The organism is Serratia sp. 4542, from assembly GCF_016805595.1.
Taxonomy (GTDB): domain Bacteria; phylum Pseudomonadota; class Gammaproteobacteria; order Enterobacterales; family Enterobacteriaceae; genus Serratia; species Serratia nevei.
This window is the reverse complement of sequence record NZ_RXKV01000004.1, coordinates 377,591-395,438: the sequence shown is the minus strand read 5'-3', so window position 1 is coordinate 395,438 and position 17,848 is coordinate 377,591. Positions and strand designations below refer to the sequence as shown.

Annotated in this window: 19 protein-coding genes; 13 read left to right on the top strand and 6 right to left on the bottom strand. The window is 63.3% G+C overall.

The window, feature by feature from the left end:
- Positions 1–67: 67 nt before the first annotated feature.
- The 5 genes from fecI to ydfG all read left to right on the top strand — a co-directional run bounded on the left by fecI (position 68) and on the right by ydfG (position 5,608).
- Entirely contained in the window at positions 68–592 is a 525-nt protein-coding gene (fecI, locus tag EKL15_RS05900; protein WP_203089051.1) for a ferric citrate uptake sigma factor FecI, read from the top strand.
- Positions 589–1,545 (top strand): ferric citrate uptake sigma factor regulator FecR, encoded by a 957-nt coding sequence (gene fecR, locus EKL15_RS05895; RefSeq protein WP_060419088.1) that lies wholly within the window; start codon positions 589–591, stop codon positions 1,543–1,545. Before fecI ends, fecR begins: the two co-directional genes overlap by 4 nt.
- 115 nt (positions 1,546–1,660) lie before the next feature.
- Positions 1,661–4,012, top strand: a complete 2,352-nt coding sequence (gene fecA, locus EKL15_RS05890; protein WP_070914942.1) for a TonB-dependent Fe(3+) dicitrate receptor FecA — start codon at positions 1,661–1,663, stop codon at positions 4,010–4,012.
- A 199-nt stretch (positions 4,013–4,211) separates the two neighbouring features.
- Positions 4,212–4,733 (top strand): GNAT family N-acetyltransferase, encoded by a 522-nt coding sequence (locus EKL15_RS05885; protein WP_141959119.1) that lies wholly within the window; start codon positions 4,212–4,214, stop codon positions 4,731–4,733.
- A gap of 125 nt (positions 4,734–4,858) precedes the next feature.
- Entirely contained in the window at positions 4,859–5,608 is a 750-nt protein-coding gene (gene ydfG / locus EKL15_RS05880; protein ID WP_016927858.1) for a bifunctional NADP-dependent 3-hydroxy acid dehydrogenase/3-hydroxypropionate dehydrogenase YdfG, read from the top strand.
- A 36-nt stretch (positions 5,609–5,644) separates the two neighbouring features.
- Here ydfG and EKL15_RS05875 read toward each other — a convergent pair whose 3' ends face one another.
- The gene (locus EKL15_RS05875) at positions 5,645–5,971 is read right to left on the bottom strand and encodes a YnfA family protein (RefSeq protein ID WP_025302721.1); all 327 of its coding nucleotides are present in this window, start codon (positions 5,969–5,971) and stop codon (positions 5,645–5,647) included.
- A 148-nt stretch (positions 5,972–6,119) separates the two neighbouring features.
- On the opposite strand from EKL15_RS05875, the gene EKL15_RS05870 reads away from it, so the two are divergent.
- On the top strand, positions 6,120–6,488 hold the full coding sequence (locus tag EKL15_RS05870) for a DUF1283 family protein (RefSeq protein ID WP_038873959.1): 369 nt from the start codon (positions 6,120–6,122) through the stop codon (positions 6,486–6,488).
- Positions 6,489–6,577: 89 nt separating this feature from the next.
- Positions 6,578–6,877: a DUF1161 domain-containing protein gene (locus tag EKL15_RS05865; protein ID WP_049199199.1), complete on the top strand. Its 300-nt coding sequence runs from the start codon at positions 6,578–6,580 to the stop codon at positions 6,875–6,877.
- Between the two features lie 50 nt (positions 6,878–6,927).
- Here EKL15_RS05865 and EKL15_RS05860 read toward each other — a convergent pair whose 3' ends face one another.
- A complete protein-coding gene (locus EKL15_RS05860) occupies positions 6,928–8,415 on the bottom strand; it encodes an MDR family MFS transporter (protein ID WP_016927859.1) in 1,488 nt (495 codons plus the stop codon).
- A 509-nt stretch (positions 8,416–8,924) separates the two neighbouring features.
- On the opposite strand from EKL15_RS05860, the gene EKL15_RS05855 reads away from it, so the two are divergent.
- The 5 genes from EKL15_RS05855 (at position 8,925) to clcB (ending at position 13,788) form a co-directional block, all read left to right on the top strand.
- A complete protein-coding gene (locus EKL15_RS05855) occupies positions 8,925–9,641 on the top strand; it encodes an ABC transporter permease (RefSeq protein WP_203089049.1) in 717 nt (238 codons plus the stop codon).
- A gap of 64 nt (positions 9,642–9,705) precedes the next feature.
- On the top strand, positions 9,706–10,563 hold the full coding sequence (locus EKL15_RS05850; RefSeq protein WP_204275976.1) for a glycine betaine ABC transporter substrate-binding protein: 858 nt from the start codon (positions 9,706–9,708) through the stop codon (positions 10,561–10,563).
- A gap of 11 nt (positions 10,564–10,574) precedes the next feature.
- Positions 10,575–11,225 (top strand): osmoprotectant ABC transporter permease OsmW, encoded by a 651-nt coding sequence (gene osmW / locus EKL15_RS05845; protein WP_049199194.1) that lies wholly within the window; start codon positions 10,575–10,577, stop codon positions 11,223–11,225.
- Entirely contained in the window at positions 11,222–12,361 is a 1,140-nt protein-coding gene (gene osmV, locus EKL15_RS05840) for an osmoprotectant ABC transporter ATP-binding protein OsmV (protein ID WP_047727625.1), read from the top strand. The genes osmW and osmV overlap by 4 nt, the downstream gene beginning before the upstream one ends.
- A gap of 125 nt (positions 12,362–12,486) precedes the next feature.
- Positions 12,487–13,788, top strand: a complete 1,302-nt coding sequence (gene clcB / locus EKL15_RS05835; RefSeq protein ID WP_038873948.1) for a voltage-gated ClC-type chloride channel ClcB — start codon at positions 12,487–12,489, stop codon at positions 13,786–13,788.
- Here clcB and EKL15_RS05830 read toward each other — a convergent pair.
- On the bottom strand, positions 13,785–14,177 hold the full coding sequence (locus EKL15_RS05830; protein WP_060419097.1) for a helix-turn-helix domain-containing protein: 393 nt from the start codon (positions 14,175–14,177) through the stop codon (positions 13,785–13,787). The two genes, clcB and EKL15_RS05830, sit on opposite strands and share 4 nt — an antisense overlap.
- A 69-nt stretch (positions 14,178–14,246) precedes the next feature.
- Between EKL15_RS05830 and EKL15_RS05825 the strand changes: the two genes are divergently transcribed.
- The gene (locus EKL15_RS05825) at positions 14,247–14,741 is read left to right on the top strand and encodes a DUF2938 domain-containing protein (protein ID WP_203089047.1); all 495 of its coding nucleotides are present in this window, start codon (positions 14,247–14,249) and stop codon (positions 14,739–14,741) included.
- Between the two features lie 6 nt (positions 14,742–14,747).
- On the opposite strand, the gene bioD is transcribed toward EKL15_RS05825, so the two are convergent.
- From bioD to EKL15_RS05810, 3 genes are all read right to left on the bottom strand, one after another.
- Positions 14,748–15,413, bottom strand: a complete 666-nt coding sequence (gene bioD / locus EKL15_RS05820) for a dethiobiotin synthase (RefSeq protein WP_049199186.1) — start codon at positions 15,411–15,413, stop codon at positions 14,748–14,750.
- Positions 15,414–15,557: 144 nt separating this feature from the next.
- The gene (locus tag EKL15_RS05815; protein WP_060440025.1) at positions 15,558–16,775 is read right to left on the bottom strand and encodes an ROK family transcriptional regulator; all 1,218 of its coding nucleotides are present in this window, start codon (positions 16,773–16,775) and stop codon (positions 15,558–15,560) included.
- 159 nt (positions 16,776–16,934) lie between these two features.
- Entirely contained in the window at positions 16,935–17,825 is an 891-nt protein-coding gene (locus EKL15_RS05810; RefSeq protein WP_047727629.1) for a LysR family transcriptional regulator, read from the bottom strand.
- Positions 17,826–17,848: the final 23 nt, after the last annotated feature.

Below are 17,848 nucleotides of genomic sequence, written 5' to 3'. Positions count from 1 at the left end.
CAAACTTGAAACGATAACCATTCTCAATTATCATCCGCGCATCTTTTTGACCAGCAATGCGAAAACCATGTCCGCCACCGCTTCTGCCCCGCACGCCGCGCTGTCGCGCCTTTACGCCACCCACCATGCCTGGTTGCAGGGATGGCTGCGCAGGCGGCTGGGCTGCGCTTTCGACGCGGACGACGTGGCGCAGGACACCTTCATGCGCCTGCTGAAAAGCGACGCCGCGGCGACCCTGCGCGAGCCGAAAGATTTTCTGGTCACCGTCGCCAAGCGGGTGATGGTCGATCTGTTTCGCCGCAGAACGCTGGAGCGCGCCTATCTGGAGATGCTGGCGCTGATCCCGGATGGCTATGCCCCGTCGCCGGAGCAGCGCCAGATCCTGCTGGAAAGCCTGCAGCAGATCGACGCCATGCTCGACGGGCTGGGGCCGAAGGTGAAACAGGCCTTCCTGCTGTCGCAGCTCGAAGGCCTGGGCTATGCGGACATCGCCGTGCGCCTCGGCGTGTCGGTCAGCTCGGTTAAAAAATACATGGCCAAGGCCACCGAGCATTGCCTGCTGTTCAGCCTGGAAAACGACGTTTTCTCATGAGCAACGCCATCACCCCCGAGCAGCGCCAGGCGCTGAAGATGGCCGCACACTGGTATGCCCTGCTGTGCGATGAACACGTCACCGACCGCCAGCGCCAACAGTGGCAAGCCTGGCATCAGCAGCATGACGATCACCGCTGGGCCTGGCAGCGCGTCGAAGCGTTGCAGAGCCAGCTGCAGGGCGTACCGGGCAAGTTCAGCTACCGTGCGCTCGATCGCGCCGGCCGCCAATCGGCGATCGATCGCCGCACCCTGCTGAAGAGCCTGCTGCTGTTGCTCGGCGTGGGCGGCGGCGGCTTCCTTTACCAGTCGCCGCTCGGCCGGGAGCTGCGCGCCGACTACCGCACCGCCACCGGCGAGATCAAACCCATAGTGTTAAGCGACGGTACCCAGCTGGTGCTGAACACCGCCAGCGCGGTGGACGTGCATTACGACGATCGCCAACGGCTGATCCGCTTGCACGCCGGGGAAATCAGCCTGGTGACCGGACGCGACCCCCGGCCGCTGTGGGTGCAAAGCCCGCAGGGAGCGATGCGCGCGCTCGGCACCCGCTTTTTGGTGCGTGAGAACGGCGGCGAGACGCGCCTGACGGTGCTGGAGCATGCGGTCGAAGCGCAGCTGGCGCAGGACGCGCGGCAAACTCGCCGGGTGGAAGCCGGAGAACAGATAAGCTTCAGCGCCGCGGCCTTCAGCGACAAACAACCGGCTGCGGCGGAGGACGGCTGGCTGCGCGGCGTGCTGAGCGTCAGCCAGTGGCGGCTGGACCGGGTGATCGCCGAACTGGCGCGCTACCGGCGCGGCCATCTGAGCTGCGATCCGGCCGTCGCCGGCCTGCGCGTCAGCGGCAGTTTCCCGCTCAACGATACCGATCGCGCCCTTGCCCTGCTCAGCCAGACCCTGCCGGTGCGCCTGCAGAGCTTTACCCGCTATTGGCTGAAAATCGTCCCCGCCTGAATCTTTTTAAATGAAAATGATAAAAAATCGCATTCTTGATTGTCCCTTTTGCTTTGCTCATCCGACTCCCAGGAAAACACTGCAGCAATAAATAAAAAATGATTTAGGAGAAGGTATGAACAACGCTTGGGGAAAGGGAGCGCCGGCTTCGCTTTGGGGAAAACGGGCCACGCCGCTGGCCGTGGCCATTGGCCTGGCCTTCGCCGCACCGCTGACGGCGAGCGCCGCCAGCGCCGCTGCAACCTATCACATTCCGGCCGGTGAGCTGGACGGCGCGCTGAACGCGTTCGCCGCGCGCGCCGGCATCGCGCTCTCGGTGGACGGCACGCTGACCGCCGGTAAGCGTTCGCCGGGCCTGAGCGGCAGCTACGGCGTCGATGACGGCCTGAACGCCCTGCTGGCCGGCAGCGGCCTGCAGGCTAAAGCGCTCGGCAACCACGGTTACACGCTGGCCAAACTGCCGCAGCCGCAGAAGGAAGAAGACATCACCGTGGTCGGTGACTGGCTGGCGGAAGGCCGTCAGGTAGACGTGTTCGAACATCCCGGCGCGCGCGACGTGGTGCGCCGCGAAGAATTCGCCAAAACCGGCACCACCACCGTGCGCGAAGCGTTGAACCGCGTGCCGGGCGTGGTGGCACCTGAGAACAACGGCACCGGCAGCCATGACATGGCGCTGAACTTCGGCATTCGCGGCCTCAACCCGCGCCTCGCCAGCCGCTCCACCGTGTTGATGGACGGCATCCCGGTGCCCTTCGCCCCTTACGGCCAGCCGCAGCTGTCGCTGGCGCCGGTCTCGCTCGGCAATATGGATGCGATTGACGTGGTGCGCGGCGGCGGCGCGGTGCGTTACGGGCCACAGAGCGTCGGCGGCGTCGTCAACTTCGTCACCCGTGCCATCCCGAAAACCTTCGGCATGGAGGCCGGCATGCAGGGGCAGCTCAGCCCAACCTCGCGCCAGGATCACCCGAAAGGCACCGGTAACCTGATGATCGGCGGCACCGCCGACAACGGCCTCGGCGCGGCGCTGCTCTACTCCGGCACCCGCGGCAGCGACTGGCGCGAACACAGCGCGACCAAAATTGACGATGTGATGCTGAAAAGCCGTTACGCCCCGAACGAAGTGCACACCTTCAACAGCCTGCTGCAATACTACGAAGGCGAAGCGGACATGCCGGGCGGCCTGAGCCGGGCGGACTACAACGCCAACCCGTTCCAGTCGACGCGCCCGTACGACAAGTTCTGGGGCCGGCGCCAGCTGGCGAACTTCGGCTACCAGTATCAGCCGGATCAGCAGCACAAGTTCGACGTGCAGAGCTTCTACACCTACACCCTGCGCAGCGGCTATCTCGATCAGGGCAAAAACCTGACGCTGTCGCCGCGCGAATACTGGGTGCGCGGCGTGGAACCGCGCTACAGCCAGAGCTTCCGCTGGGGCGATTCGGCCCATGAAGTGGGCGTCGGCTACCGCTACGTCAGCGAATCCACCCACGAGCTGCGCTACACCAGCAAGGCCAGCACCGGCCGGCTGCCGTCCACCGCCAGCCCGTACGATCGCGACACCCAGTCCGGCACCGAGGCGCACGCCTTCTATATCGACGATCGCATCGATATCGGCGACTGGACCATTACGCCGGGCATGCGCTACGAGTACATCAAGTCGTATCAGAACAACTACATCAAGAACAACCGCCTCGACGTTAGCTATAACGCGCCGCTGCCGGCGTTGAACGTGATGTATCACCTGAACGAATACTGGAACCTGTACGCCAACACCGAAGGCTCCTTCGGCACCGTACAGTACAGCCAGATGGGCAAAGCGGTCGACAGCGGCAAGATTGAACCCGAGAAGGCGCGCACCTGGGAGCTGGGCACCCGCTACGCCGGCGATGCGCTGACCGGTGAGATCGGGCTGTTCCTGATCAACTTCAACAACCAGTACGACTCCAACCAGGTGACCGACAGCGTGACCGCGCGCGGCAAAACCCGCCACGCCGGGCTGGAAGGCAGCCTGCGTTACGATCTGTCGCAGCTGACGCCGAAACTGGACGACCTGACCGCCTACGCCAGCTACGCCTACGTCAACGCCACCATCCGTGAAGACGGCGGCTACAAGGGCAATCAGGTGCCGTTCTCGCCGAAGCATAAAGGCACGCTAGGGCTGGACTACACGCCGGGCAACTGGGCGTTTAACCTTAACGGCGAGTTCCAATCCAGCCAGTTCGCCGACAACGCCAACACCGTGGCGGAAAGCGCCGACGGCAGCACCGGCCGCATTCCCGGCTATATGCTGTGGGGCGTGCGCGCCGCCTATGATTTCGGCCCGGAAATGGCCGGTCTGAATCTGGGCGTCGGCGTGAAAAACCTGTTCAACCACGAGTATTTCACCCGCGCCTATGACGACAATAACAAAGGTCTGTACGTCGGCCAGCCGCGCACGATCTATCTGCAAGGCTCGGTGAAGTTCTGACCCCCGGCGGCGGGCGCACCTATCGCGCTCGCCGCCTCACTTATAGCGTGACATTGTCACCAAACCCGTTCTTTCCATCTTGCCCAAGCGACGAAAAATAAGTCGCTTCTGCCGCCAATGCGCGTAATATCGACGATCCGCCCTAATTTATAGGCGCGGATTTTTTGCCGTTCTGGCCTGAAAAGCGAGGGAAAATAAGATGAATCATAATGACCTTTCTCAGTGCCGCGTGGACACCGACCGTTTGTTGATTGCCCCCTTTACCGCAGCAGACGCCGACGATGTTTACCAGGCGATCACCCCCACTCTGACACGCTTTATGGCCTTTGAGCCGGAGGCGTCGCCGGAAGATTTCGCCAACGTCTGGCAAGGCTGGCTGCCGCTGATGCGCGAAGGCGAAGAAGTGATCTTCGTCGCCCGCCGGCGCGAAGACCGACAGTTCGTCGGCGTCGGCGGCGCGCACAACCTGCGCAGCCACACCCCGGAGCTGGGCATCTGGGTGAAAGAGGGCCTGCACGGCCAGGGCTACGGCCGCGAAATCGTGCAAGGTATCGCGCGTTGGGCCAGCGAACGCTTCCAGCCGCCGCACTTTCTCTACCCGGTGGCCGAACAGAATACCGCCAGCCGCCGCCTCGTCGAGTCGCTGGGCGGCGTGCTGGCCGGCCGCTGCGAACGCGTCAAGTACGACGCCGTGGTATACCACCTGCCGCCTCAGCGCTAATCAGCATCGGGCCGCCGGCCCGGTGTGACCTTTTTTGCTTTCCGCCGTGATAACCGCTGCCACTGCCTGCAGGTTTGTGCTAATGATAGAGACATGTAGGGTAAAAACAGTTGAGGAACAGCAACATGATTATTTTTGTTACCGGCGCCACCTCCGGTTTCGGCGAGGCCATTGCGCGCCGTTTTATCCGTGAAGGCCACCAGGTGATCGCCGCCGGGCGCCGCCTTGAGCGTCTCGAAGAGCTGCAGGAAGAACTCGGCCAAGCCCTGCACATCGTGCGGCTCGACGTGCGCAACCGCGCCGCCATTCAGCAGGCGATCGAAGCACTGCCGGCCGAGCTGCGCCAGATCGACGTGCTGGTGAACAACGCCGGGCTGGCGCTGGGGCTGGAGCCGGCGCACAAAGCCAACGCCGATGACTGGGAAACCATGATCGACACCAACGCCAAAGGGCTGGTGAACATGACGCGTGCGCTGCTGCCGGCCATGGTCGAGCGCAACGTCGGCCATGTGATCAACATCGGCTCCACCGCCGCCAACTGGCCTTACGCCGGCGGCAACGTGTACGGCGCCACCAAGGCGTTCGTCAAACAGTTTAGCCTGGGCCTGCGCGCCGATCTGCACGGCACGCGCATCCGCGTGACCGATATCGAGCCGGGCCTGGTGGGCGGCACCGAATTCTCCAACGTGCGCTTCAAGGGCGATGACGGCAAGGTCAACAAAACCTACGAAGGCGCCGATGCGCTGACGCCGGAAGACATCGCCGAGTCGGTGTTCTGGGTCGCAACGCTGCCGGCGCGCGTCAACATCAACACGCTGGAAATGATGCCGGTCAGCCAGTCCTTCGCCGGGCTGAACATCCACCGCGGCGCCTGATCTCCAACGGCGGGAGGCGACTCCCGCCCTGTTTCCTCAGGCCGCACGCCAGCCGGAAACGATGATCAGCATGCCCACCAGCGCCACCCCGGCGCCCACCCAGTCCAGCGCGGACAGCTTCACCCCGTCCACCACCCGCAGCCACAGCAGCGCCGTCGCCACATACACGCCGCCGTAGGCCGCGTAGACCCGCCCGCTGGCCGCCGGATGCAGCGTCAACAGCCAGACAAACAGCATCAGGCTCAATGCCGCCGGCAGCAATAGCCAGGCGCTGCCCTGCTTCTTGAGCCAGAGATAAGGCAGGAAACAGCCGATAATTTCGGCGAGCGCAGTGGCGAAAAACAACAGCGTGGTTTTTAACATCGGTCGCAGTTTTCTCTCGGTAAATTAAACGAATCGGCGCTTGGCTGGTGAATTCCAGGAACGCAGTGGTATATTTGTCACCACGCCTGCGGGCGAGGTAACGCCAGTGTCGCCATCATCAGGCGCACTCACTCATAAGGATGAAACGATGAAAACATTTTCGACCCAACGACTGCTACGCGGGATGCTGCCGGTCGCCATGCTGGCCGTCATGGGCGCCTGGCAGGCGCCGGCGCTGGCCGCCACCTGCACTCAGGGCAGCACCTGCGTCACCGTCGATGGCAAAGGCAGCGGCGCGATGAGCACCGAAGAAGCGCGCCAGAGCAAAGAGCAGTGGAATGATACCAAAACCCTGCGCCACAAGGTTAACACTCGCGTCGAGAAAGAGTTCGACAAGGCCGATCGCGCGGCGGATGACGAAGACCGCTGCAACGACAGCAACAACGTCAACGCGTACTGGGAGCCGGACACCCGTAAATGCCTGGATCGCCAGACCGGGCGTCGGATTATTCCTTAATCCGCCTGCGGCGGGCGGGCAAGCGTGAAACCCGGCCGCCGTTACTGCTATCCTGTTACAGGAAGTCCATTGTCTAAAAGGATGACGTGATGAAAAAAACGCTGATATTAACCGCTGTATTGCTGGCCGGCGCGCCGTTGGCGGCCCTGGCCTCCTGCGAAAGCGTGAAAGCGGACATTTCGCAAAAAATCATCAATAACGGCGTTCCGGAGTCCGGCTTCAAACTGGAGATCGTGCCTAACGATCAGGCCGATCAGGCCGGCGGCCAAGTGGTCGGCCACTGCGAAAACGACACCCAGAAGATCGTCTATACCCGCCTGAACAACGGCGACGATCGCGGTGACGCGGCGCAGACCGGCACCAGCCAGGACACCTCCAACACGCAGTAAGCCGCTTCGGCTACCCAGGGCGCGCAACAGCCGCGCCCTTTCCTTTTCCCTTAAGCCTGCTCCGCCTCTTCCTCTTCGCCCTGCGGTCGACAACGCGCCGGGATCAGCATCGCCGCCGCCAGCGCCAGCAACGACACCAACGCCGACACCAGGAACACCCAATGCAACGAAGCCGCCACCTGCTGAATAAGCTGCGCCAGCGCTTCGCTCCCCATGCTCTGCCGCACCGCCGGCTCCATCAGCCGCTGCACCGGATCGTCGATTTCCGGCAAACGCCACTGCAGGTTGAGGTTCAGCGTGGCGCCCAGAATGGCGGTGCCGATGGCAGAACCCACCATGCGGGTAAATACCGTACAGGCGGTGGCGATGCCGCGAATGCTGTAATGCGCCGCGTTCTGCACCGACACTAAAAACGTGGTGTTGCACAGCCCCATGCCGGCGCCGACCATAAACGCCGCCACCCGGCCCCACAGCAGGCCGCCGTTCGGCTGCAGCATCAGCAGGATCAGGCCGCCCGCCACCAACAGCAGTGCCCCCAGCAGCGCCGTCGCGCGATACGAGGTCATCAGCATCAAACGGCCGCTCAGCGTGCTGGCCAGCGGCCAACCGATCGACATCAGCGCCAGCGTGGTGCCCGCCTCCAGCGGCGAGCCGCCCATTACGCCCTGAATGAAAGTAGGCAGGAAGGCGCTGATGCCCATCATCGCCGCGCCGATCACCAGCCCACCGATGTTACCGGCAACGATCACCCGGCTTTGCCACAGCGCCAGCGGGAACAGCGGTTCGACCGCGCGCCGCTCCTGACGTATCAGCAGCGCCAGCGAAGCCGCCGCCAGCGCGAGCAGCGGCGCCACCCACCATCCCAGGCTTTCCATCTGCAACAGCGCCAGCAGCAGCGCCGAAACGAACAGCGTCAGCCAGGCGGTGCCCGCCAGATCCAGCGCGTGCCGCCGCAGCTGCTGATGCGCCGGCAGATAGCGCCAGAGGAAGAACATCGCCAGCAGGCCGATCGGCAGATTGACCCAGAACACCAGCGCCCACGGCAGATGCTGGACGATAAACGCGCCCAGCAGCGGGCCGATGATCGCCGACACGCCCCACACGCTCGACAGGTAGCCCATCACCTTCGGCCGCTCGGTGGCGCTGTAGATGTCGCCGATGATGGTGGAGGCGATCGGCATGATGGCACCGGCGCCCAACCCTTGCAGCAGACGGAAGCCGATCAGCCAATACATGTCGGGGGCGAAGCCGCACAGCACCGATCCCAGCAGGAACAGCGTAGCGCCGAAGAAGAACACCCGCTTGCGGCCGTAGAGATCCGCCAGCCGCCCGTAGATGGGGATGGTGATCGCCTGCGCCAGCAAATAGACCGCGAACACCCACCCCAGCAGCGAGAAGCCGCCGAGATCGCCGATGATGGTCGGCATGGCAGTGGCGACGATGGTGGCTTCGATCGCCGACATGAACATCGCCAGCATGCAGGCGATCAGAATCAATGGGCGGTGGGCGATGGGTGCGGGTGAAACGTTATTTGTCATGGCGTTATGCAGGTTTCCTGGCGTTTTTATTTTCCCTGAGTATATCAGCAAGCGCCTGCGCCAAGTCTATCCGCCCTCACATCCTGTCTTTGCCGGCGGCGAATCGCACCATTTGGACTGATTGTTACGGCGTAACGTTTTGCTGCGGATTTTTTTCACTTTCCCCTCATCCCAGCGCTGACGCGGGCTGAGGCGCCGATCCGCGTAATCTCAATCAACTGATTTTGTTCATAAAACTTGGCATGGCCAACGACAGGGTGCTATACCTTCCCTAGCCGGGGTCATTGGGCTTCGTGCTTTCTCTAGTTTAAATATCAGTATCTTATACTGATTAACTCACGTATTGAGCCACCGTTCAGCACGCTATGCCGAACACACCCTTCGCTCAATGTCGCTAACCTCATGCGAAACGCCCGTTTTGTACCGCCACGCCCGCCGGGCAGTGGGTAACAATCAGAGCGGAATGCGCCGTCTCATCGGCCGCTCCGCGCAACGGAGGACGCAACATCATGCACAAGTCAGCGCCATACCGGCGCCTGCTCCTCGGGAGCCTGCTGTTTATCGCCGTCATCGCGCTGCTGGTTTACGGCATCGGTTGGGAAACCCTTAAGTCGCGCCGGGAAGATTTGATTTACCTCGGCCAGCAGCACATGTTCCTGGTGGTGTGTTCCATGCTGCTGTCGCTGCTGGTCGGCATTCCCAGCGGCATCCTGCTGAGCCGCCCCTTCGCCCGCCGCTGGGCGGAGCACGTGATGCAGATCTTTAACGTCGGCAACACCCTGCCGCCGCTGGCGGTGCTGGCGCTGGCGATGGTGATTATCGGCATCGGCGACCGGCCGGCGGTGGTGGCGCTGTTCCTCGCCTCGCTGCTGCCCATCGTGCGCAATACCTATGCCGGCCTGCGTTCGGTGCCGCCGGCGCTGGTCGAGGCCGCCAACGGTATTGGCATGACCGCCGGGCAGCGGCTGCGCCAGGTCGAACTGCCCAACGCGCTGCCGGTGATCTTCGCCGGGGTGCGCATCGCGATGGCGATCAACGTCGGCACCGCGCCGCTGGCGTTTTTGATCGGCGCCAGCAGCTACGGCGAGCTGATCTTCCCCGGCATCTACCTGAACGACTTCCCGACGCTGATCCTCGGCGCCGCCGCCACCGCGCTGATCGCTCTGCTGCTGGATCTGGCGCTGGCCGGTCTCAGCCGCCGGCTCAGCCCGCACACCGCATCCTGATGGGAGAAACGCGATGACTCGATGGTTACAACACCTCCGCCACGCGCTGCTGTTCTCTTTGCTGATGACCGGCGCGGCCGCCTGGGCCGCCCCGCTCACGCTGGCGAGCAAGAACTTTACCGAACAGCGCATTCTGTCGGCGATCACCGTGCAATACCTGCGGGCCAAAGGTTTTCAGGTCGAACCCAAGACCAATCTGGCCACGGTGATCACCCGCAACGCCATGATCAACAAACAGATCGACATGACCTGGGAATACACCGGCACCTCGCTGATCATCTTTAACCACATCAATAAGCGCATGACGCCGCAGGAAACTTACGACACGGTGAAAAAGCTCGACGCCAAACTCGGCCTGGTGTGGCTGCAGCCGGCGGACATGAACAACACCTACGCCTTCGCCATGCAGCGCCAGCGCGCGGAAAAAGAGCAGATTCGCACCATGTCGCAGCTGGTGGCCAAAGTGGAACAGGTGCGTAAAACCGACCCGAAACACAACTGGCTGCTGGGGCTGGATCTGGAGTTTGCCGGCCGCTCGGACGGCCTGAAGCCGATGCAGGCGCTGTACGACATGCCGCTCGATCGTCCGCAAATCCGCCAAATGGATCCCGGCCTGGTTTACAACGCCATCCGCGACGGCTTCGTCGATGCCGGGCTGGTGTACACCACCGACGGCCGGGTGAAAGGCTTCGATCTGCAGGTGCTCGAAGACGACAAGGGCTATTTCCCGAGCTATGCGGTCACGCCGGTGGTGCGCGCCGACGTGTTGCAAAACACGCCGGGGCTGGAAGCGGCGCTGAACACGCTGTCGAAACAGTTCAACAATCAGGTGATCACCGAGCTTAACGCCAGGGTGGATATCGACTACCAGACGCCGCAACAGGTCGCCGACGCGTTCCTCAAGCAGCGCGGCCTGATTTAGGGAGGCATGTGATGAATACTGTACTTTACGCCTGGCAAAACTGGGCCTATATCGCCGGATTGACGCTGGAGCACCTGCTGCTGGTCGGCGTCGCCGTCGGCCTGGCGATCCTGATCGGCGTGCCGCTCGGCGTGCTGATCGTCCGCCACAAATGGCTGGCGACGCCGGTGCTGAGCCTGGCCACGCTGGTGCTGACCGTGCCTTCCATCGCCCTGTTCGGGCTGATGATCCCGCTGTTTTCCTTAATCGGCCACGGCATCGGCTACGTGCCGGCGATCACCGCGGTGTTCCTTTATTCGCTGCTGCCGATCGTGCGCAACACCCACACCGCGCTCGACAATCTGCCCGGCGGGCTGCGCGAAGCCGGCCGCGGCATCGGCATGACGTTCTGGCAACGCCTGCGCTGGGTAGAGATCCCGGTGGCGCTGCCGGTGATTTTCGGCGGCATTCGTACCGCCGTGGTGATGAATATCGGCGTGATGGCGATCGCCGCAGTGATCGGCGCCGGCGGCCTCGGCCTGCTGCTGCTCAACGGCATCAGCAGCAGCGACATCCGCCAGTTGATTACCGGCGCCGTGATGATCAGCCTGCTGGCGATCGTCCTCGATTGGTTATTGCACCGCTTGCAAATTGCGCTTACGCCCAAGGGGATCCGCTCATGATTAAATTGGAAAATCTGACCAAACAGTTCATGCAGAAGAACGGCACGCCGTTCAACGCCGTCGACAACATCAATCTGGACGTACCGGAAGGCGAAATCTGCGTGCTGCTCGGCCCTTCCGGCTGCGGCAAAACCACCACGCTGAAGATGATCAACCGCCTGATCGAACCCACCGGCGGCACCATTCTGATCAACGGTGAAGACACCAGCGCGCTGGATACCGTCAGCCTGCGCCGCAAAATCGGCTACGTCATCCAGCAGATCGGTCTGTTCCCCAACATGACCATCGAAGAGAACATCACCGTGGTGCCGCGCATGCTGGGCTGGGACAAAAAACGCTGCCACGATCGCGCCGAGGAGCTGATGAGCATGGTGGCGCTGGATCCCAAGCGCTTTTTGCACCGCTACCCGAAAGAGATGTCCGGCGGGCAGCAGCAGCGCATCGGCGTGATCCGAGCGCTGGCGGCCGATCCGCCGGTGCTGCTGATGGATGAACCCTTCGGCGCGGTGGACCCGATCAACCGCGAAACCATCCAGAACGAGTTTCTCGACATGCAGCGCCAGCTGAAAAAGACCGTGATGCTGGTGAGCCACGACATCGATGAAGCGCTGAAGCTCGGCGATCGCATCGCGGTGTTCCGCCAGGGCAAAATCGTACAGAACGCCAGCGCCGATGAGCTGCTGGCGCGGCCGGCGAACGAGTTCGTCGCCTCCTTTGTCGGCCAGGACCGCACGCTGAAGCGCCTGCTGCTGGTGCAGGCCGGTGACGTAGCCGATCGGCAGGAAACGGTGACGGTGCGGCGGGAGACGCCGCTAGTGGAAGCGTTCGGGCTGATGGACGATATCGACGCCCGCTCGGTGACGGTGGTGGACGCCGACGGCAAGCCGCTGGGGTACGTCAAACGCCGTGAGGCGCGCGGCGCGCCGGGCGTCTGCGCCGACAGCCTGCACCGTTTCCGCGTCACCGCGCGTGCGGAGGAGAACCTGCGCGTGGTGCTGTCGAAGCTGTACGAGCACAACACCTCCTGGATGCCGATCGTCGATGAAGACGGCCGCTACAGCGGCGAAATCTCGCAGGATTACATCGCCGACTACCTCAGCTCCGGCCGCACGCGCCGGGTGCTGACGCCGCAATAACTCACTCAGGGGCGCTCACCGCCCCGCCCACGCCGCAGTTTGCTAAAGATTCACTGGTCATCGGCCGGAGCGCCAAGCACAATGCGCTGATGACCCTTTGATTTTTCTCACGACGCCGCCCACGCATGAAAAGATTGGTCCACCTGCACCACTATCGCGCCCTGTTGCGCAGCCTGTTTATCGCCGTGTTCATCGGCGTCGCCGCCGCTCTGGCGGTGTGGCTGTTCCACCGTTCGATGATTGGCCTCGAGTGGCTGCTGCTCGGCAATGCCGACGGCAGCCTGGTGGCCGCCGCCGCCGCGCTGCCCGGCTGGCGGCGCGCCCTCACTCCGGCGCTGGGCGGCCTGGCGGCGGGCCTGCTGCTGTATATTCACCAGCGCTACCGCCACCAGCGCCCGGCGGCGCCCACCGACTATATGGAAGCGATCGAGACCGGCAACGGCAAGCTGGACACCGGCGCCAGCCTGGTGAAATGCCTGGCGTCGCTGCTGGTGGTGTCGAGCGGCAGCGCCATCGGCCGCGAAGGCGCGATGATCCTGCTGGCAGCGCTGGTGGGCTCGCTGTTCGCTCAGCGCTTTACGCACGAGAAAGAGTGGAAACTGTGGGTGGCCTGCGCCGCCGCCGCCGGGATGGCCAGCGCCTATCATGCGCCGCTGGCGGGCAGCCTGTTTATCGCCGAGATCCTGTTCGGCACCCTGATGCTGGCCTCGCTCGGCCCGGTGGTGATCGCCGCGGTCAGCGCCCTGCTGATGACCAACCTGCTCAACGGCGGCCAGGCGCCGCTCTATCTGGTGACGCCGCTCGCGGCTCCCTTGCCGACGCAATACCTGCTGATGGCGCTGGTCGGCGTGGTGGCCGGCGCCGGCGGGCCGCTGTTTTTATGGCTGATGACCGCCACCGGCCATGCCTTCCGCTCGCTGAGATTGAAACCGCCGTTGCAGCTGGCGCTGGGCGGCCTGATCGTCGGGCTGCTTTCGCTGCTGTTCCCGCAGGTATGGGGCAACGGTTACAGCGTGGTGCAGGCGCTGCTGATCGCGCCGCCGGGGGTGCTGCTGCTGGGGGCGATCCTGGTGTGCAAACTGTTGGCGATCCTCGCCAGCAGCGGGTCGGGCGCGCCGGGCGGGGTCTTCACCCCGACGCTGTTCGTCGGCGCCGCGCTCGGTTCGATCATCGGTCAGCTGTTTGGCCTGTGGCCGGGCATGGATACGGCGGTGCCGCTGCTGCTGGCGCTGACCGGCATGGCTACCCTGCTGGCCGCCACCACCCATGCGCCGATCATGGCGGCGCTGATGGTATTTGAAATGACCGGCGAATACGCGCTGCTGCCCGGCATTCTGCTTTCGTGCGTGATCGCCACCACCGTGTCGCGCGGCCTGCGGCCGGTGTCGGTGTATCATTCGGCGCCGCCGCCCAAACGCGAGGCTTAGAACTCGCCCTGCTGCAGGATTTTCCTGAACTGCGGGCACTGCAGGTGCTCGGGTTCAGGGCAATCGACCAGGTGGCGCAGCCCGTCGCGCACCTGCACCAGGCGCTGGATATGGCGATCCAGCTCATCCGCCCGCGCCGCCAGCAGCCCGCGATCGAGCGCTATCCTGCCCCGTTCGTCAAACAAGGCGCTCATCTCGTCCAGCGTAAAACCGGCCAGGCGCGCCAGCGCGATCAGCCGCAGTTGGTCAAGCACGCCGGCGGCGTATTGGCGACGCAAACCGTGGCGGCCTATCGACGCGATCAGCCCTTTCTTCTCGTAATGCCGCAGCGCGGAAGGCGCGATCCCACTCAGGCGCGCCACCGCGCCGATATCCAGTTCTTTTGCCATTGACTTGAAGCCGACTTTAAGTTGCACACTGTGCGCACATTATCACGTCACTGAGCCAAGGACACCCCTATGACCCCCGATCTGTTAGTGCGCATCCTGTTAACCGGCGTTGGCGCCACCCTCTGCATGGATCTGTGGGCACTGCTGCTGAGGCGGCGCTTCGGCATCCCTTCCCTCAATTATGCGCTGGTGGGCCGCTGGTTTCTCGGCATGTTCGACGGCCGCTGGTTTCACGCCACCATCGTTACGGCGCCGCCGCGCCGGGGAGAGAGAACAATCGGCTGGATATTGCATTACGCCATCGGCATCGCGTTTGCCTTTATCCCGATCGGTTTGGCGGGCATCGGGTGGTATGCGGCGCCGGAGCCACTCATCGCGCTGTTGAGCGGCTGGCTGAGCCTGGCGGCGCCGTTTCTGGTGATGCAGCCCGCGCTGGGCTTTGGCGTGGCGGCGGCGAAAACCGCCTACCCGCGAAAAGCGCGGCTCCTCAGCCTGCTCACCCACACGGTGTATGGGCTGGGCCTGCTGATCTCCGCCCGGCTGTTGGCGGCGCTGTGCACCTGAGCAGGCTTACAGCAGCGTGGAAATATCGAGGTAGTGCGCCAGCTCGCGCTGCTCCGCGCGTGGCAAATAGGGAATTTCACCCAGCAGCGGCGCGGGAATGCGCTGCTGCAGCGCCGCGATGGTTTCGGCATAGTGCGCCAACCCCGGGTTGATGCGGTTGGCCACCCAGCCCAGCAGCGGCAGGCCGTCGTTGATGATCGACTGCGCGGTCAGCAGCGCGTGGCTGACGCAGCCCAGCTTGATGCCCACCACCAGCACCACCGGCAGCTGTTCCTGCACCACCCACTCGGCGTAAGGCCGCAGATCGTTCATCAGCACCCGCCAACCGCCGCTGCCTTCCACCACCACCGTGTCGGCTTTGGCGGACAGATCCCGCAGACCGCTGCTCATCACGCCATAGTTGATGTCCTCGGTCGCATGCGCGTGAAACACCTCATCCAGGCAGGTGATGGGATTGATCTCCTCGTAGGACAGCGGCAGGGTTGACGATGCCTGCAACACCAAAGCGTCTTTATTGCGGATGCCCTCGCTGGTTTCCTGGCAGCGTGCGGCGATCGGCTTGTAGCCGGCCACCGAACGGCCCTCGGCGGCCAGCGCCTGCATCAACCCGCGGGAAACCACGGTTTTACCGACGTCGGTATCCGTGCCTGTCACAAATAAACGCTTCAACATGAATAAAATGCCCCAGAATGCCCCGTTAACAATGTGTCGCCGCACCGGCGGCGAAGAAGTCTTTCGGAAAAATTCTAGGGGATGCGCCCCCATAGGGGCTTGAGGTAGCTCAATCTTTTGCGGAATTAATAAGAAGTTCTGATGTTAGCCCTGCAGCAGCTGTACCAGCAACGAACCGTTGTACAGCGCCTCTTTCACCAGCGCCGCGCCGGGCATGGTGCCCTGATTGAAGAACTGCGTGGATTCGACCTTGACCTGCTCGCTGTAGGCCGGCAGCGCCTGCTGGCGAATGCAGGAGGCGATGGCCGGGTGCAGGATCTCCGCCGCGCGGTTGAGCGGCGAGCCCACCAGGATCTTCTCCGGATTGAACAGGTTGACCATGATTGCCAGAATGCGCCCCACGCTGTGCCCAACGCCGAGAATGATGTCCCGCGCCAGCTGATCGCCCGCCAGCGCGGCGTCGCACAGCGATTCGACGGTCAGCGGCGCGCCGTGCAGGCTGGAGCTCATCGAGCCGCTCAGCCGCTGCTGGGCGATCTCCAGCATGTTTTCGATGCTGGCCACGGTTTCGAGGCAACCGTGGTTGCCGCAGTAGCAGCGTTTGCCGTAGGGATCGACCTGGGTGTGGCCGATCTCCACCACGCTGTGGCTGCCGGCGTGCAGCACATGGCCGCCGGTGATCACCCCGGCACCGACGTTGTGGTCGATCACCACCTGAATGACGTTCTGGCTGCCGCGCGAGGCGCCGTACAGCGCCTCGGCCATGGTCCAGGCGCTGATATCGTGCTGCAGGTAAACCGGCAGGCCGGTGCGGGTTTCCAATGCCGGACCGAGCGGCATCTCCAGCGCGTCGTAAAACGGCATGCGATGCACCACGCCAGACTGCACGTCGATCATACCCGGCAGCGTGATGGCGATCGCCGTCAGCCGCTCCAGCTTGCTTTGGTGGCGGATAAAGAATTGGTCGACTTCGGTCAGGATGCGTTTCAGCAACGGTTCAGGGTGTTCGGCCGCCAGCGGCAGCTGCTCCTCAACCACCAGTTTGCTGCTGAGATCGCGCAGCGCCAGCGTGATGCTGCCGCGGCTGATGCGGGCGGACAGGTAGTGCCAGGCCTCGGTGTCCAGCACCAGCCCCACCGCCGGGCGGCCCCGGCTGCCGATTTCCTGGTACTCGGTTTCCTTGACCAGATGGGCTTCCAGCAGTTCGCGCACGATCTTGGTGATGCTGGCGGGCGCCAGCTGCGCGCGTTTTGACAGTTCGATGCGCGAAATCGGGCCCAGTTGATCGATTAGCCGATAAACCGCCCCCGCATTGGTCTGTTTGATTTGATCGATATGCCCAGGCTGCCCAACCGCAATCACAAACCTGCTCCTACTATTTTTCGCGCTTCTAAATAAAGACTAGGGGTTATGGTGGGGCTTTTGTCATACAGCGTCAACTATTTGATTCGTTATGTGATTTGCTGCACAAATTCCTCGCAATTTCAGCGTGAATTGATTTTTATTTGCCCAAGCTCAACGTCATTTCAGCATCAACGCCATCAGCGCCTGCGCGGCGGCGGTCAGCGGCCGCCGGCGGTGATGCACCAGCCACACTTCGGTGGTGGCGTCCGGCTCCGCCAGCGGCAAATAGCGCACGCCGTCCACCCGCACCCGGGCAAATGAGGCCGGCAGAATCGACACCCCTAACCCGGCGGAGACCAGCCCGATGATGGTCATCGCTTCCCCCACTTCCTGGGTGATGTACGGGGTAATGCCGGCCTTGCCGAGCAACAGCAGTATTTCGTCGTACAGCGCGGTGCCCACTTCGCGCGAGAAGAACACGAACGGCTCCTGCGCCAGATGTTGGAAACGCAGCGCGCCGCCGGGCGTTTCCGCCAGCGGATGCCCTTCCGGCACCACCGCCACCAGCGGTTCGCGCAGCAGCAGCTGGTAGTGGAGCGCCTCCGGCAGCCGCGTGTTACGCATTACCCCCAGATCCAGCTCACCGTTCAGCAACGGCTCGATCTGCTGTTTGGTGTTGATTTCGCGCATTTTGATATGCACCTGCGGAGACTGCTGACGGAAAGCGCGCAGGCTGCGCGACACCACGCCGATGAAGGGCGCGGAAGAGGTAAAGCCGATGGTCATTTCCCCCAGCTCGCCGCGATCCAGACGCGCCGCCTTTTCCGCCGCCCGCCCGACCTGATCGAGCACCTGATAGGCTTCTTTGAGGAACATCTCCCCGGCCTGGGTCAAACTGACGTTGCGGTTGTTACGCGCCAGCAGCCGCGCGCCGACCATCTCTTCCAACGCCTGGATTTGCTGGCTGAGCGGCGGCTGGGAGATCCGCAGCCGTTCGGCGGCGCGGCCAAAATGCAGCTCTTCCGCCACGGCGATAAAGTAACGCAGGTGTCTCAATTCGATATTCATATTTAAAACGTCTTAATTTGAAT

Bases quoted from the DNA above. Each gene is read 5' to 3' on its own strand.
- EKL15_RS05810 (WP_047727629.1), bottom strand. From the start codon at position 17,825: ATGAATATCGAATTGAGACACCTGCGTTACTTTATCGCCGTGGCGGAA.
- ydfG (WP_016927858.1), top strand. From the start codon at position 4,859: ATGATTATTTTTGTTACCGGCGCCACCTCCGGTTTCGGCGAGGCCATT.
- clcB (WP_038873948.1), top strand. From the start codon at position 12,487: ATGAAAAGATTGGTCCACCTGCACCACTATCGCGCCCTGTTGCGCAGC.
- EKL15_RS05870 (WP_038873959.1), top strand. From the start codon at position 6,120: ATGAAAACATTTTCGACCCAACGACTGCTACGCGGGATGCTGCCGGTC.
- EKL15_RS05855 (WP_203089049.1), top strand. From the start codon at position 8,925: ATGCACAAGTCAGCGCCATACCGGCGCCTGCTCCTCGGGAGCCTGCTG.
- fecR (WP_060419088.1), top strand. From the start codon at position 589: ATGAGCAACGCCATCACCCCCGAGCAGCGCCAGGCGCTGAAGATGGCC.
- bioD (WP_049199186.1), bottom strand. From the start codon at position 15,413: ATGTTGAAGCGTTTATTTGTGACAGGCACGGATACCGACGTCGGTAAA.
- fecA (WP_070914942.1), top strand. From the start codon at position 1,661: ATGAACAACGCTTGGGGAAAGGGAGCGCCGGCTTCGCTTTGGGGAAAA.
- EKL15_RS05875 (WP_025302721.1), bottom strand. From the start codon at position 5,971: ATGTTAAAAACCACGCTGTTGTTTTTCGCCACTGCGCTCGCCGAAATT.
- EKL15_RS05860 (WP_016927859.1), bottom strand. From the start codon at position 8,415: ATGACAAATAACGTTTCACCCGCACCCATCGCCCACCGCCCATTGATT.
- EKL15_RS05865 (WP_049199199.1), top strand. From the start codon at position 6,578: ATGAAAAAAACGCTGATATTAACCGCTGTATTGCTGGCCGGCGCGCCG.
- EKL15_RS05830 (WP_060419097.1), bottom strand. From the start codon at position 14,177: ATGGCAAAAGAACTGGATATCGGCGCGGTGGCGCGCCTGAGTGGGATC.
- fecI (WP_203089051.1), top strand. From the start codon at position 68: ATGTCCGCCACCGCTTCTGCCCCGCACGCCGCGCTGTCGCGCCTTTAC.
- EKL15_RS05850 (WP_204275976.1), top strand. From the start codon at position 9,706: ATGACCGGCGCGGCCGCCTGGGCCGCCCCGCTCACGCTGGCGAGCAAG.
- EKL15_RS05885 (WP_141959119.1), top strand. From the start codon at position 4,212: ATGAATCATAATGACCTTTCTCAGTGCCGCGTGGACACCGACCGTTTG.
- EKL15_RS05825 (WP_203089047.1), top strand. From the start codon at position 14,247: ATGACCCCCGATCTGTTAGTGCGCATCCTGTTAACCGGCGTTGGCGCC.
- osmV (WP_047727625.1), top strand. From the start codon at position 11,222: ATGATTAAATTGGAAAATCTGACCAAACAGTTCATGCAGAAGAACGGC.
- osmW (WP_049199194.1), top strand. From the start codon at position 10,575: ATGAATACTGTACTTTACGCCTGGCAAAACTGGGCCTATATCGCCGGA.